The sequence below is a fragment of the Aliivibrio sp. S10_S31 genome (assembly GCF_014694495.1).
GTDB lineage: Bacteria > Pseudomonadota > Gammaproteobacteria > Enterobacterales > Vibrionaceae > Aliivibrio > Aliivibrio fischeri.
In genome coordinates, this window is the sequence record NZ_JAAUWR010000005.1 from 1 (window position 1) to 13,723 (window position 13,723).

Consider the following 13,723-nt stretch of genomic DNA (forward strand, 5'->3'; position numbering starts at 1 on the left):
TTAAGTATCCTAAAGGGTTGTTGGAGACTACGACGTAGATAGGTCAGGTGTGTAAGTGCTGCGAGGCATTGAGCTAACTGATACTAATTGCCCGTGAGGCTTAACCATACAACACCCAAGGGGTTTTGAACGGATTTGAAGTTGCAAGAAACAAATTGAATGTGATTAAGAACAGCTCTTTATATAGAGAAACAGCTTTCCAGATTATTATTTATCTCTTATTGAGGTAGATAGAAAGAATTTGCTTGGCGACCATAGCATTATGGACCCACCTGATCCCATGCCGAACTCAGAAGTGAAACGTAATAGCGCCGATGGTAGTGTGGGGTTTCCCCATGTGAGAGTAGGACATCGCCAGGCTCCTATTTATTTTTACTTTTTAATAAAAGTAAAATCAAAAATAGCATTATGCTGAATAGACACTGCGGAGTGGTAGTTCAGTTGGTTAGAATACCGGCCTGTCACGCCGGGGGTCGCGGGTTCGAGTCCCGTCCACTCCGCCACTTATTTGAAAAAGCCCTAATCGAAAGATTAGGGCTTTTTTACGTTTGTAGAAAATAGAATGAGATAAGCAGAGCGGAGTGGTAGTTCAGTTGGTTAGGCTTTTTATTGGAGAGCTTAGCGGCCTGTCACGCCGGGGGACGTGTTGCTTTCAAGGTTGATAGAAAGTCCCGTGAGCGTAGCCACTTATTTGAAAAAGCCCTAATCGAAAGATTAGGGCTTTTTTACATTTGTAGAAACAGGAATGAGTGAAGTTGGATACTGCGAAGCGGTAGTTCAGTTGGTTAGGCTTTTTATTGGGAAATAAGTCCCTTTTCTTCTAATAATGCTCTTAGTTTTTCCACTCGCTTACGGTTTACGCCAAAATCTGAATAACCTGTTCGTGATTCAGAGCGAACAATTAGAGTATTACCGTAAATTCGTAGCTCTAAGTCATCAACAAAACGAAATACAGAGCTGGTACATTCAATGCGAGCATAATCATTATTAATATCGACTAATTTAGCTCCTTTTAATTGGCTGGCAATATGGCTGATTGCTTTCATATTTGCTGAACTAGTTAATATAAAGGGTTTTGCAGTAAACTCCTCACGCTCGTCGAGTGTTGATATGCAGTTGGGTTTATCTCCACAAGGAGCGATTGATTTATCTTCCATTGATTCAGTCCTTTGACTACAAGCGACAAGTAATGAAGTGCTAACTAGAGTGAGAAGTATTTTTTTCATAAATATAATTAACCACTTTTTATTATAGATTTAGGTGTTTATTAAAGAAGTATAAGTACAAAATAACTAAAAATCGTATTTAAATTGTCGGTTTTTAGCTATGAAGCAGAAAAAAGGCCAACATCGAAATGTTGGCCAAAGGTTTGGAAGGAAACCTGAATTTAGTAAATTATGAAGCAGAAAGCATTAATGAATCCGCTTTTGCTTCTAAATTAGAGCCACCCATTAAATAGCTATCTATTTCACGAGCACATTCACGACCTTCATTAATACAACGAACAACCAGAGATTGTCCTGTTCGCATATCTCCTGCCGCAAAAACACCTTTCTGATTTGTCGCAAAGCCCTCTGTAGCCACATTACCACGATCGTCTAACTTGATGTCTAATTGTGCTAATACACCCGTTGGTTCTGGATGTAAGAAGCCCATAGCTAAGAAGGCTTGGTCACAAGGAATAACTCGTTCACTGCCTGCAACTTCATCAAAGCCTGGGCGTTCACCTGGCTTCGCATCTTGCCAAACGATATCTGCAATACGAAGACCTTTTACATTACCAGCATCATCAGAGATAAATTCTTTGGTTAAAATATTCCAATGACGCTCACAACCTTCTTCGTGAGAAGTGGTTGTTTTCATGATCATCGGATATTGAGGCCAAGGCATATTTGCAGGGCGTTTTTCTGGTGGGATCGGCATGATCTCTACCTGAGTAATGCTTGCTGCACCATGGCGATTAGAAGTACCAACACAGTCAGAACCTGTATCGCCACCGCCAATAACCACAATGTGTTTGCCTTTAGCGTGGATTTCTTTGGTTTTTAAATCCATGTTATTAGCACGGCGGTTATTTTGACCTAGGAACTCCATTGCAAAGTGAACCCCATTGAGGTCACGACCAGGAATAGGCAGGTCTCGTGGCACGGTAGAACCACCAGTAAGTAGAACGACATCAAAATCTTGGCGTAGTTGCTGTGCATTAACATCAATACCAATATGAGCGTTAACTTCGAACTTAATACCGGCATCAGCCATTAAATTGATTTTACGATCAATAATGTCCATGCCTAATTTAAAATCTGGAATACCAAATCGAAGTAATCCACCTACTTTTTCGTCACGCTCATATACGGTGACTGAATGGCCTGCACTATTAAGTTGCTCTGCTGCTGCTAAGCCAGCAGGACCTGAACCAACAATGGCTACCGTTTTACCTGTTCGTGAACGAGGTTTTTTCGGTTGTGCGTAGCCCTCACGATATGCCGTCTCTACAATTGTTTTCTCGATATTACAAATTGTGATTGGATCTTGGTTGATACCAAGAACACAGGCACTTTCACAAGGAGCTGGACATACTCGACCAGTAAATTCTGGAAAGTTATTTGTTGAACTTAAGATCTTCCATGCTTCTTCCCAACTATCACGATAAACGGCATCGTTAAATTCAGGAATAATGTTACCGATAGGGCATCCGTTATGACAAAACGGTACACCACAATCCATACAGCGAGATGCTTGAGTATTAATTTTGTCGCCAAACTCTTCGTTTAAGACGAATTCTTTATTGTCTTGAATTCGAACACTAGGGTCGATCTTCTTTGGAAGTTCACGACCATGCTCTAAAAAACCAGTAGGCTTACCCATTATACTGCCTCCACTTCTTCCGTTTGTGCTTGTTGTGCTTCAGCTTTACGCTTTTGAAGTACCGCTTTGTAATCTCGCGGCATTACTTTAGCCAAAGAGGCTAAGTTAGCTTCAAAGTTATCTAAGAAAGACTGAGCAACTTCACTTCCTGTGAATTCAACATGCTTGGTTAGCATTTCTAATAGAAGATCTTTATCTTCTTGTTCAATAGGGTCTAAATCAACAAGTTCAGGATTTAGTTTGGATTCAAAATCGCCTGACTTATCCCAAACATAGGCAACACCACCGCTCATACCTGCCGCAAAGTTACGACCCGTTGAGCCAAGGATTAGTGCAACACCACCAGTCATGTATTCACAACCGTGATCACCAACACCTTCAACGACCACTTTAGCTCCGGAGTTACGAACACAGAAACGTTCACCAGCCATACCACGAATATAAGATTCACCTGAAGTTGCACCGTAGAAACAAACGTTACCAACAACAATGTTATCTTCAGCGACAATGGTTGATTTCGCATCTGGGTAAAGTACTAGCGTACCGCCTGATAAGCCTTTACCCCAATAATCGTTCGCATCGCCTTCAACTTCAAATTTAACCCCTTTCGCTAGAAATGCACCCAGACTTTGACCAGCAGAACCGTTGAATTTAACGTTCATCGGTTGAGGTAAACCTTGGTCTTTATACACTTTTGAAATCTCGTTTGACAGCATAGTACCGACACTTCGGTCTGTATTAATGATGTCAAATTCAGCAGTAACAGCCTCGCCTCGCTCCAATGCTGGAATTGCGGCTTGGATAAGTTTTCGATCCAGAACATCTTCAAGATTATGCTGTTGTTGAATTTGGTTATAAATACCATCTTCAGCACGCGGTTGCTCAATATGAAGAACTGGTGTTAAGTCTAGGTTTTTATATTTCCAGTGGCCGATATCATCACGAACTTTCAGTTTATGAGATTGACCTACCATTTCATCGATAGAGCGGAAACCAAGTTCAGCCATCACTTCTCGTAGGCCTTCTGCCATATATTGGAAGAAGGTCACCACGTCTTCAACACGTCCGTCAAAGCGCTCACGAAGTGTTTTATTTTGCGTAGCAATACCTACAGGACACGTGTTTTTATGACACTTACGCATCATGATACAGCCTTCAACGACAAGAGCAGCCGTTGCTACACCCCATTCTTCTGCACCAAGAAGCGTTGCTACTGCAAGATCTCGAGGTGTTTTCATTTGGCCATCTGACTGAACAACGATACGGTTACGTAATCCATTTTTCAGTAGTGTTTGGTGTGTTTCTGCTAGACCAAGTTCCCATGGAAGGCCTGTATGACGGATAGATGACATTGGCGATGCACCCGTACCACCATCAAAACCAGCGATAAGAACGACGTCTGCTTTTGCTTTGGCTACACCAGAAGCGATAGTACCAACACCCGCCTCAGATACTAACTTAACGTTAACGCGACCTTTACGGTTGGCGTTTTTCAGATCGTAAATAAGCTGTGCTAAATCTTCGATTGAATAAATATCATGGTGTGGCGGCGGTGATATCAGACCAACTCCTGGTGTAGAGTGACGTGTTGCACCAATCCAATCATCGACTTTATCACCTGGTAGTTGACCACCTTCGCCTGGTTTTGCACCTTGAGCCATCTTAATTTGCAGCTCATCAGCGTTAGTTAGGTAATAAGAGGTAACACCAAAACGACCAGATGCGACTTGTTTGATAGCTGAACGTTCCCAGTCACCATTATCTTTCTTCTCAAAACGGATAGGGTCTTCACCACCTTCGCCTGAGTTAGATTTAGCACCAATGCGGTTCATTGCCACTGCAAGTGTTGAGTGAGCTTCATGAGAGATCGAACCAAACGACATTGCACCAGTCGCAAAACGTTTCAGAATGTTCTCAATTGGTTCTACTTCTTCTAGAGGGATTGAACCCGCTGGGTTTTTAATGAAATCGAGTTGGCTACGTAGTGTTGCCGCATCATCACCTTGGTCATCTACCGCTTTCGCATATTTCTTAAATTGTCCGTAATCTTTATTACGAGTTGATTCTTGTAGTAGTGAAATCGTTTCAGGGTTAAACAGGTGTTTTTCACCACGTTGTTTCCATTGATACACACCGCCAACATCAAGAACTTGCACTGGGATTTCGCGAGTTGGATAACCTACACGGTGACGGATAAGTACTTCTTTTGCGATATCATCAATCGTTAGACCTTGGATACGAGAAACGGTACCTGTGAAGTATTTATCAACAACTGGCTTACTAATACCAAGCGCTTCAAAGATTTGAGCTCCATGATAAGACTGCAGTGTTGAAATACCCATTTTAGAGAAAATTTTAAGTAGGCCGCCATTAACCCCTTTACGGTAGTTATCAAAATATTCTTTTGTTGATACTTCAGGATTAAGTTTCTTTGTTCTCTGCAGTTCAACAATGGTTTCAATAACAAGGTATGGGTTTACGGCGTTAGCGCCATAGCCAACGAGTGTTGCAAAATGGTGAGTTTCACGAGCGTCACCCGTTTCAATAACGATGTCACATTTAGCTCGTAAACCTTTACGAATTAGATGATGATGAACAGCACCTACAGCAAGCATTGCAGGAATCGCAGCATGGTTTGAGTTTACTGCGCGGTCTGTTAGTAGAATGATAGAGTAGCCATCAACGACGGCATCTTCTGCATACTGACAGATACGTTTAAGTGCACGCTCAAGTTTGCCAGCATCTTCATTTGCTTGGAAAACGATATCAAGCGTTTTAGCTTGTAAGTGTTCGTTATCAATCGCACGAAGCTTTTCTAACTCAGAGTTAGAAAGAACAGGGGATTCAAGCTCTACTTTTTGACAGTGTTCAGGTGTTTCAGTCAGTAAGTTCTGATCTTTACCTAAATAGGTATTCAGAGACATCACCATACGCTCACGGATCGGATCGATCGGCGGGTTAGTGACCTGTGCAAATAATTGCTTAAAGTAGTTAGATAAATGCTGAGATTGATGTGAAAGAATCGCTAATGGCCAATCGGCACCCATTGCAGTTAAGGGTTCATACGCCGTTTTTGCTAATGGCAGGATAATTTCGTTTACTTCTTCTGATGTCACACCAAACGCTTGTTGACGGTTTAGTAGACGTTCAGGAGATGGTTGACTGAATTGGTTTGTTGCTTCAGGTAGTTTATTCAAACTTAATAGGTTTTCTTCAACCCATTTTTGATAAGGCTGTGCGTTAGCAATACCATCTTTTACTTCTTCATCTGAAATAATGCGGCCTTGCTCTAAATCAGCAACAAAGATACGTCCTGGCTGTAAACGACCACGGAATTCTACGTTTTCAGGTGCAATGTCAACAACACCTGATTCTGAAGCCATGACAAGGAAGTCATCTTTTGTCACAGTATAACGAGAAGGGCGAAGACCATTACGGTCAAGCGTTGCACCTACCTGTACACCATCGGTGAAACAAACAGAAGCAGGGCCATCCCATGGTTCCATTACGTTTGCATGGTATTGGTAAAATGCACGACGCGTTGGGTCCATATTTTTATTTTCTTGCCATGCTTCAGGGATCATCATCATTAGTGCATGTGGCAAGCTACGGCCAGAAAGAACCAGAAGCTCTAAAGCCATATCAAAGTTAGATGAGTCAGAGCTGCCTTCTTGACAGATAGGCAGTAGCATATCAATTTCTTGTTGAGTGAATAAATCAGATTCGATGATCGCTTCACGCGCTTTCATCCAATTTAAGTTACCACGAACTGTATTGATTTCACCGTTATGTGCAATGTAACGGAATGGTTGAGCTAAACGCCAGCGTGGGAAAGTATTGGTTGAGAAACGAGAGTGAACTAACGCTAAGGCTGTTACCATCGTTGGATTTTGTAAATCTAAGAAGTACTGTGGTACTTGTTCAGTCGTTAATTGACCTTTATATACCAAGGTTTTGTACGATAGAGAGTTAATGTAAAAATCATCACCGATATTTGAAATGCTTTCTAAACACACACGAACTGTATAGTTACGTAAAACATATAATTTACGTTCTAGTTCTTCAGGGCTCATTGATGGGCCACCAGAAATAAATACGTGTTCAAATTGTGGTTCTGTGCTTAGAGGATCATCTCCTAGCATTGAGTTATCGACAGGAAGAACGCGGTAGCCAAGGATTTCTAAATCCAAGCGTTGTGCATTACGCTCTAAAATATCTCTACATTGTTGACGTTTGTGTTCATCTTTAGGGAATAGAACAACACCAACACCATATTTTTCAAAAGAAGGTAATTTAATGCTGAGTTTAACGGCTTCTTCTAATAAAAACTCATGTGGCTTCTGTAAAAGAATACCCGCGCCATCACCACTGCATGGATCACAGCCTTGACCGCCACGGTGCTCCATTCGAGCTAGCATATCAAGTGCTTGAGTTACCACATCATGAGATTTGCGGTTCTTTAGGTGAGCGACAAAACCGATACCACACGCATCATGCTCCAGTTCTGGAGTATACATGCCTTGTGCATTCTGCTCTCTATCTACCATAGATACTTCCTTCCAGTTTAATGCAGACACAACTTCTCTACGTAAGTTTCTGTCTAGTCCTTTGCTAATTTTCAAATCGAACTTGCAGTGAGTTAGTCTCAAGAGGTTGCAAGTTTGAATCCATTCTGGTGTTTACTGGCATCACTTATTGTGACGTGCAAACTAACCAATCCATTGTGATATCCATCAAATACTTTTATCCGTAGTACTTGTTTAAAGAGGGTAGATATCACTATCGAAACGCCCCAATAACCATATTGGTGGCAAATTGAACTAATTAACGATGTAACTATCCTACATTTTTGTCATATTAAATACCAACTAAAGTTGCACGTAAATTTCACTTTTTTTCATCAAAATGAATAAATATTTAATATAAAACGGTGTTTTTCTCTAATAATTGCCAGTTTATGCGACTTTTATTGATATAAATTAGAATAGAGATAGCGGAATATCGTTATTATTTACGGTCTTTTTTTACAAACGAGTTAGCAACTTTCATAAATAACAAGAAAACTTCTTTTTATTTGTAAAGTAAGTGCTTGATTTAATACTGGTTACTCCAATGCAACTTCACGAATTAGCAAATACTTTTGGACAAGATTTACAACGCAGATATGGCGAAAAAGTACATAAACTGACGTTGCACGGTGGATTTAGCTGCCCGAATCGAGATGGCACAATAGGTAAAGGTGGCTGTACATTTTGTAATGTTGCTTCATTTGCTGATGAACAAGAACAATTTAAATCGATTCATGATCAATTGACCGATAGAGCGGGTGAAGTTCAGCGTGCGAAAAAGTATTTGGCTTATTTTCAAGCTTACACGAGTACTTTTGCTGAAGTGCAAGTTTTAAAAAATATGTACGAAGAGGCATTAAAAGCTGCCAATATTGTCGGGCTTTGTGTTGGTACTCGTCCTGATTGTGTTCCTGATGCGGTATTAGATTTACTCAAAGGGTATGTCGATGATGGCTATGAAGTATGGTTGGAGTTAGGCCTACAAACTGCGAATGATAAAACATTGAAACGTATTAATCGTGGACATGATTTTGCTTGTTATGATGCCATTACTCGTAAAGCTCGCTCTTTAGGTATTAAAGTTTGTACGCATTTAATTATTGGATTACCTGGTGATACTAGAGATGATAACCGTCAAACGTTAGATAAAGTATTAGCGACAGGAACTGATGGTATTAAATTGCATCCTTTGCATATCGTTGAAGGTAGCACAATGGCGAAAGCATGGCGTGCAGGCAAGCTCGATGCGCCAGAAATGGATGAATATGTTGATATTGCTTGTGAGCTTATTCGTTTAACGCCACCTGAAGTGGTTTATCACCGAGTGTCAGCAACCGCACGTCAACCAACACTATTATCGCCATTATGGTGTGAACCAAGATGGTTAGGATTAACCAATGTCGGTATGGCATTAAATAATAGTGGTCCTCAAGGTTCATTGATTGATCAACCTTTCAAATATACTGCCCCAGTGCTGAAAAAATAACTCAAATGCATCTAACCCTGATATTATTTATGTGAATATTATCAGGGTATGTTTATGAAGCAGTTAAAAATTCTCGCGCAATTTTATGTCGACCTTATGGTAAGGCTCGGCATTGTCCGTTTTAGTCTATTACTTGCCATTGCCTTAGTTGCACTCGCCGTCATTGTTCAAGTTGGTGTGACGCTTGTTCTGAGCGGTGAAGTGAATGATCTCGATATTATTCGTTCTGTATTCTTTGGTTTATTGATCACGCCTTGGGCAGTGTTCTTTTTATCTGTAGTGGTTGAACATTTAGAAGATTCTCGTCAACGATTATCTAAATTGGTGAGTAAGCTTGAAGAGATGCGTACTCGAGATCTTGATTTAAATAAAAAGCTTAAAGGAAATGTTAAAAAGCTAAATCAAGAAATTGAAGAACGTGAAAAAGCAGAAGAAGCACGACAAGAAGCGATGGAAGATCTCGAAAATGAAGTATTCCAACGTGAGAAAGCACAATTAGAATTAGCAGAACAAACCGCATTATTACGATCTTACTTAGATACCTCTCCCGATATTATTTATTACCGAAACGATCTTGGTCTATTCTCTGGCTGTAATAAAGCCATGGAGCAGCTGACTGGCAAGTTAGAAAAAGAGCTGATTGGCCTCTCTCCTAAAGATGTATACGATGCCGAAGTTGCTGCAAAAGTTATTGATACGGATAGGCAAGTTTTACAAGAAAACCAAGCATTAACCTATGAACAATGGCTTGATTACCCTGATGGTCGTAAAGCGTGTTTTGAATTGAGTAAAATTCCATTTTATAGCAAAGATGGCCGTCGTTTAGGCTTGGTTGGTTTTGGACGAAATATTACTGAACGTAAAGAATATGAAGATGCATTACAAAAAGCGAGCCGTGATAAAACGACCTTTATTTCAACCATCAGTCATGAATTACGTACGCCATTAAATGGTATTGTCGGTTTAAGCCGAATGTTGTTGGACTCTCGTTTAGATGATGAACAACATAACTACATGAGAACCATTAATGTCAGCGCCATTACATTAGGTAATATTTTTAACGATATTATCGATATGGATAAGTTCGATCGTCGTAAATTAGAGCTTTTTCCTAAACCGCTAGACTTCATTAGTTTTGTCACTGAAATGGAAAATATTTCGGGGCTTATGGCTGAACAAAAAGGGTTACGTTTTGATCTTGAGCGCTTGACCGACTTACCTCCTCATATCAGTGTAGATAGCACTCGATTAAGACAGGTGTTATGGAATCTTGTTGGTAATGCCACCAAATTTACCAAAGAAGGTGGGGTTGTTATGTCTGTGAGTGCGGATATACATCAGGATAGCGCAGAGATCACCTTTGAGATAGAAGACACCGGAATCGGTATTCCTGAAGAAGAGTTAGAAAATGTTTTTGCTATGTATTATCAAGTTAAGCAAGGCAAGGATAATTTACATGCTGTAGGTACCGGGATTGGGCTAGCGGTATCAAAAGAGCTGATAAATTTAATGGGTGGTGATATCACGGTTACTAGTGAAGTCGATTTTGGAAGTACTTTCATGGTAACCATTAATGTACCACTCGTAGATCATGTTGAAGAAGAAGAGGCAATGCCGGAAACCAAAAGCTCAAAATCATTACGCATTTTTATGCTTGAAGATATTGAACTTAATGTCACTGTTGCGTGTTCTTTATTAGAAAGTTTAGGTCATACCGTTGATGTTGCTATGTGCGGTGAAGATGCAATAAAGCAATTTGATCCAACTAAGTATGATTTAGCGCTTTTAGATATTCAATTACCAGATATGACTGGGTTTGATGTTGCTAAAGCATTACGCGATAAGTTTGATAATTTACCACCATTAATTGCATTAACGGCTAATTTACTTAAAGAAAAAGATGAGTACTTTACAAATGGAATGGATGAAGCATTAAGTAAACCACTAAGTGTTAAAGCGTTAACAGAGGTACTTGAGCAATTTTCAATGTCAGAGAAGAAGACAGAAACTCCAAGGGTACCACAAGAACAAGAAGCGTCTTCTGAGCCTACTGAAAATGATCAGCTAATTGAATGTTTACTCGATCTAGAAATGTTAGAGTCTTATATTGAGATAGTAGGAACAAAACCTATTTATGCGAATATCGAAATGTTTGAAAAAAGTATGAAAGAATACATTCAAATACTTGATACAAACATGACGGCCAGAGACCAAGATGGCATTGTGTTTGAAACGCATAAAATGAAAGGTGCAGCAGGCTCGATTGGGTTAAAGCATATCCAACAAGTCGCACAGAAAGCACAATCACCAGATTTACCTGCGTGGTGGGAAAATATTGATGATTGGGTTGAAGAAATCAAAAATGAATACGAACATGATATCCAAATTTTAAAAAGCTGGTTAGAGCAGCAAGATAAGTAAGGAATAATATGAAGAAGGTACTATTTGCCGCAACACTAATAACAGCTTTATCTGGTTGTCAAATGACGAATCAATCAGAAGCGGATTGGAAACAAGATAATAAAATTGAAATGATGAATGCCAAAATTGAATTGAATTCAGCTATTTGGATAGATCAAATGCCAACTATTGGTGAAGACAGCGATGAGAGCAAAGTTAACTTTGCATTAGGTTTGAGCTCAAAACAAGTCATAGCACCTGAATTGAATATTGAACGTGTTGAACTACGTCAAGGTGATGACTCTTGGGAAGTAACCGAAGAGGAATATGAAGTACGGGTTCAAGATAATCATAATTGGGAAGTGGCTGGCCAGACATTCCACACCTTAGACGCAAGCAAAAAAGTAGATATTGCAATTAAAGCAAGTGGTGAGTGGATTATTGAAACCAACGTGAGTGTTGATACAGTATATTAATACTATGTTATATAGATAAAAAAATGCCCAGCTAGTGATAGCTGGGCATTTTATTTAAAGTTAGATAGAAGAGATTCTTATAGCTCTTCTAGGTCACCACAGAAGCGGTAGCCTTCACCGTGAATTGTAGCGATGATCTCTGGAGTATCAGTTACAGATTCGAAGTGTTTACGGATGCGACGGATAGTTACGTCTACTGTACGATCGTGTGGCTTAAGCTCACGACCAGTCATTTTTTTCAGTAGATCTGCACGAGTCTGGATTTTGCCTGGGTTTTCACAGAAGTGAAGCAGAGCACGGAATTCAGAACGTGGAAGCTTGTAGCTCTCACCGCTTGGGCTAACAAGAGAACGGCTGTTGATTTCTACAGTCCAACCGTTGAACACATAGCGCTCAACCATTTTCTTATCTTCAACAACTGTGTTTTGGTTCATTGAACGAGTTAATAAGTTACGTGCACGAATAGTTAGTTCACGTGGGTTGAATGGTTTTGTGATGTAATCATCAGCGCCAATTTCTAAACCTAAAATCTTATCAACTTCATTATCACGGCCTGTTAGGAACATTAATGCCATATCGCCTCGTTCACGAAGTTCGCGAGCAAGAAGAAGGCCATTTTTACCTGGCAGGTTAATATCCATAATCACAAGATTAAGCTGCTGTTCAGAAAGCACTTTATGCATTTCTTCGCCATCGCTAGCTTCAAAAACATTGTAGCCTTCAGCTTCAAAAATGCTTTTTAACGTATTACGAGTTACGTGTTCATCTTCAACGATTAGGATCTGTGGGGTTTGCATGGGCGGTACCTAACTAACTGGTTAAAGTCAAAAGTAGAATTAACAAATTTTAATTCTATAATAAAAAATTTACAAATAGGAAAATAGATTCTTCAATAGTTAATAAAAAGTAATATAGAAGAATTCAAACCTAAACGGTACGCCATCCTTGGTGGTTGTTATTGAATATAAAGTCAATAACAAGATAAAGCTCTAATTTAGTGAGCTACTTACTGAAACTCCATTAGAAGCAGGATTTTAATCCTTTAACACCACTCTAACAATAAGCGATTTTTATTTCCATACATTTTATTGATTTATATCAATAGCAACCGATAACAATAGAGTGTAGTAATAAATAAGGCAACATATCTATATTGAAATTGTAAATATCTATGCGAATACTAACTAAGTAATTTGAAAAATGTTGTTATTGTATAGTCGATTTTACAAACAAGGAGAACATAAAATGGATTTATTACCTGATATTTGTGATCAGTTTGAAGATAAAGTGCAGTTAGTTGATATCGATTTTAAAAACTTTGGCGGGAAGGCGTGTTTTTATGGCGAGATTGTAACGGTTCGTTGTTATAAAGATAATTCTTTGGTTAGAGAAGTGCTCCAGCAGAATGGAAAGGGCAAAGTATTATTCATAGATGGAAATGGATCGCGCCAAAAAGCGTTACTTGGTGATCAAGTTGCTACCTTAGCTGTTGAAAATCAGTGGGAGGGAGTGATTGTCTATGGTGTTGTACGTGATGTCGGTGCAATACAAACCATGCCATTAGGCCTAAAGGCACTAGGAACCTCACCTTTCAAAACAGAGAAAAGAGGTGCAGGAGAGCAACACGTTTCTCTCACTATTAATGGAAAAATGATTTCTCCAGGAGATTATATTTATGCAGATCTCAATGGGTTATTAATGAGTAAAGAGTTATTAATTTAAATAAATTTTATAAATAAATAAAATATTTGTTTTTATTATTCAAGGTCTTGGTGATTAGTTTGTATATTTTATTGAGTAAATAAATAAACTTTTCATTGACTTATTAGCTCTAAGTAAGGTAAATGTTACATAAGAAAAACAATTTACTTTAGAATTTATTATATGTTTATTATCAGCTCTATGATTATTACCACAACAATTAC

8 protein-coding genes, 1 tRNA gene, 2 rRNA genes and 1 other annotated feature (1 of these 12 cut by a window edge) are annotated in these 13,723 nt (G+C 39.3%); of the genes, 7 read left to right on the top strand and 4 right to left on the bottom strand.

All coding sequences use genetic code 11. The features are described 5' to 3' along the window. The 3 genes from HC728_RS05605 to HC728_RS05615 form a co-directional block, all read left to right on the top strand. Positions 1-108 (top strand): 23S ribosomal RNA (locus tag HC728_RS05605); the annotation flags it as partial. Positions 109-244: 136 nt separating this feature from the next. Then, a 5S ribosomal RNA gene (gene rrf, locus HC728_RS05610) occupies positions 245-360 on the top strand. Between the two features lie 66 nt (positions 361-426). Further along, positions 427-503 (top strand) — tRNA-Asp (locus tag HC728_RS05615). Positions 504-794: 291 nt separating this feature from the next. Here HC728_RS05615 and HC728_RS05620 read toward each other — a convergent pair. The 3 genes from HC728_RS05620 to gltB form a co-directional block, all read right to left on the bottom strand. Then, positions 795-1,226 carry a DUF1499 domain-containing protein gene (locus HC728_RS05620; protein WP_026029297.1) on the bottom strand — a complete coding sequence of 144 codons (432 nt, stop codon included), beginning with the start codon at positions 1,224-1,226 and terminating at the stop codon, positions 795-797. Positions 1,227-1,395: 169 nt separating this feature from the next. Continuing rightward, positions 1,396-2,868 carry a glutamate synthase subunit beta gene (locus HC728_RS05625; protein ID WP_190395194.1) on the bottom strand — a complete coding sequence of 491 codons (1,473 nt, stop codon included), beginning with the start codon at positions 2,866-2,868 and terminating at the stop codon, positions 1,396-1,398. After that, complete coding sequence (gene gltB / locus HC728_RS05630; protein ID WP_190395226.1) at positions 2,868-7,415, bottom strand: glutamate synthase large subunit; 4,548 nt, start codon at positions 7,413-7,415, stop codon at positions 2,868-2,870. Before gltB ends, HC728_RS05625 begins: the two co-directional genes overlap by 1 nt. Before the next feature lie 565 nt (positions 7,416-7,980). Between gltB and HC728_RS05635 the strand changes: the two genes are divergently transcribed. The 3 genes from HC728_RS05635 to HC728_RS05645 are packed head-to-tail and all read left to right on the top strand — an operon-like array spanning position 7,981 to position 11,798. Further along, positions 7,981-8,922, top strand: coding sequence for a TIGR01212 family radical SAM protein (locus HC728_RS05635; RefSeq protein ID WP_017019074.1), 942 nt, complete (start codon positions 7,981-7,983; stop codon positions 8,920-8,922). 54 nt (positions 8,923-8,976) lie between these two features. Next, positions 8,977-11,343, top strand: coding sequence for an aerobic respiration two-component sensor histidine kinase ArcB (gene arcB, locus HC728_RS05640; RefSeq protein ID WP_017019073.1), 2,367 nt, complete (start codon positions 8,977-8,979; stop codon positions 11,341-11,343). An 8-nt stretch (positions 11,344-11,351) separates the two neighbouring features. After that, positions 11,352-11,798: a membrane lipoprotein lipid attachment site-containing protein gene (locus tag HC728_RS05645; RefSeq protein WP_005420777.1), complete on the top strand. Its 447-nt coding sequence runs from the start codon at positions 11,352-11,354 to the stop codon at positions 11,796-11,798. A gap of 77 nt (positions 11,799-11,875) precedes the next feature. On the opposite strand, the gene arcA is transcribed toward HC728_RS05645, so the two are convergent. Next, complete coding sequence (arcA, locus tag HC728_RS05650; RefSeq protein WP_005420775.1) at positions 11,876-12,595, bottom strand: two-component system response regulator ArcA; 720 nt, start codon at positions 12,593-12,595, stop codon at positions 11,876-11,878. A 448-nt stretch (positions 12,596-13,043) separates the two neighbouring features. Between arcA and HC728_RS05655 the strand changes: the two genes are divergently transcribed. Continuing rightward, the gene (locus tag HC728_RS05655) at positions 13,044-13,520 is read left to right on the top strand and encodes a putative 4-hydroxy-4-methyl-2-oxoglutarate aldolase (protein ID WP_065597581.1); all 477 of its coding nucleotides are present in this window, start codon (positions 13,044-13,046) and stop codon (positions 13,518-13,520) included. A gap of 169 nt (positions 13,521-13,689) precedes the next feature. After that, positions 13,690-13,723: a sequence feature (Thr leader region), on the top strand; it runs 83 nt beyond the window's last position.

Coding starts and splice junctions, on each gene's coding strand:
- HC728_RS05620 (WP_026029297.1), bottom strand. CDS start 1,226: ATGAAAAAAATACTTCTCACTCTAGTTAGCACTTCATTACTTGTCGCT.
- HC728_RS05625 (WP_190395194.1), bottom strand. CDS start 2,868: ATGGGTAAGCCTACTGGTTTTTTAGAGCATGGTCGTGAACTTCCAAAG.
- gltB (WP_190395226.1), bottom strand. CDS start 7,415: ATGGTAGATAGAGAGCAGAATGCACAAGGCATGTATACTCCAGAACTG.
- HC728_RS05635 (WP_017019074.1), top strand. CDS start 7,981: ATGCAACTTCACGAATTAGCAAATACTTTTGGACAAGATTTACAACGC.
- arcB (WP_017019073.1), top strand. CDS start 8,977: ATGAAGCAGTTAAAAATTCTCGCGCAATTTTATGTCGACCTTATGGTA.
- HC728_RS05645 (WP_005420777.1), top strand. CDS start 11,352: ATGAAGAAGGTACTATTTGCCGCAACACTAATAACAGCTTTATCTGGT.
- arcA (WP_005420775.1), bottom strand. CDS start 12,595: ATGCAAACCCCACAGATCCTAATCGTTGAAGATGAACACGTAACTCGT.
- HC728_RS05655 (WP_065597581.1), top strand. CDS start 13,044: ATGGATTTATTACCTGATATTTGTGATCAGTTTGAAGATAAAGTGCAG.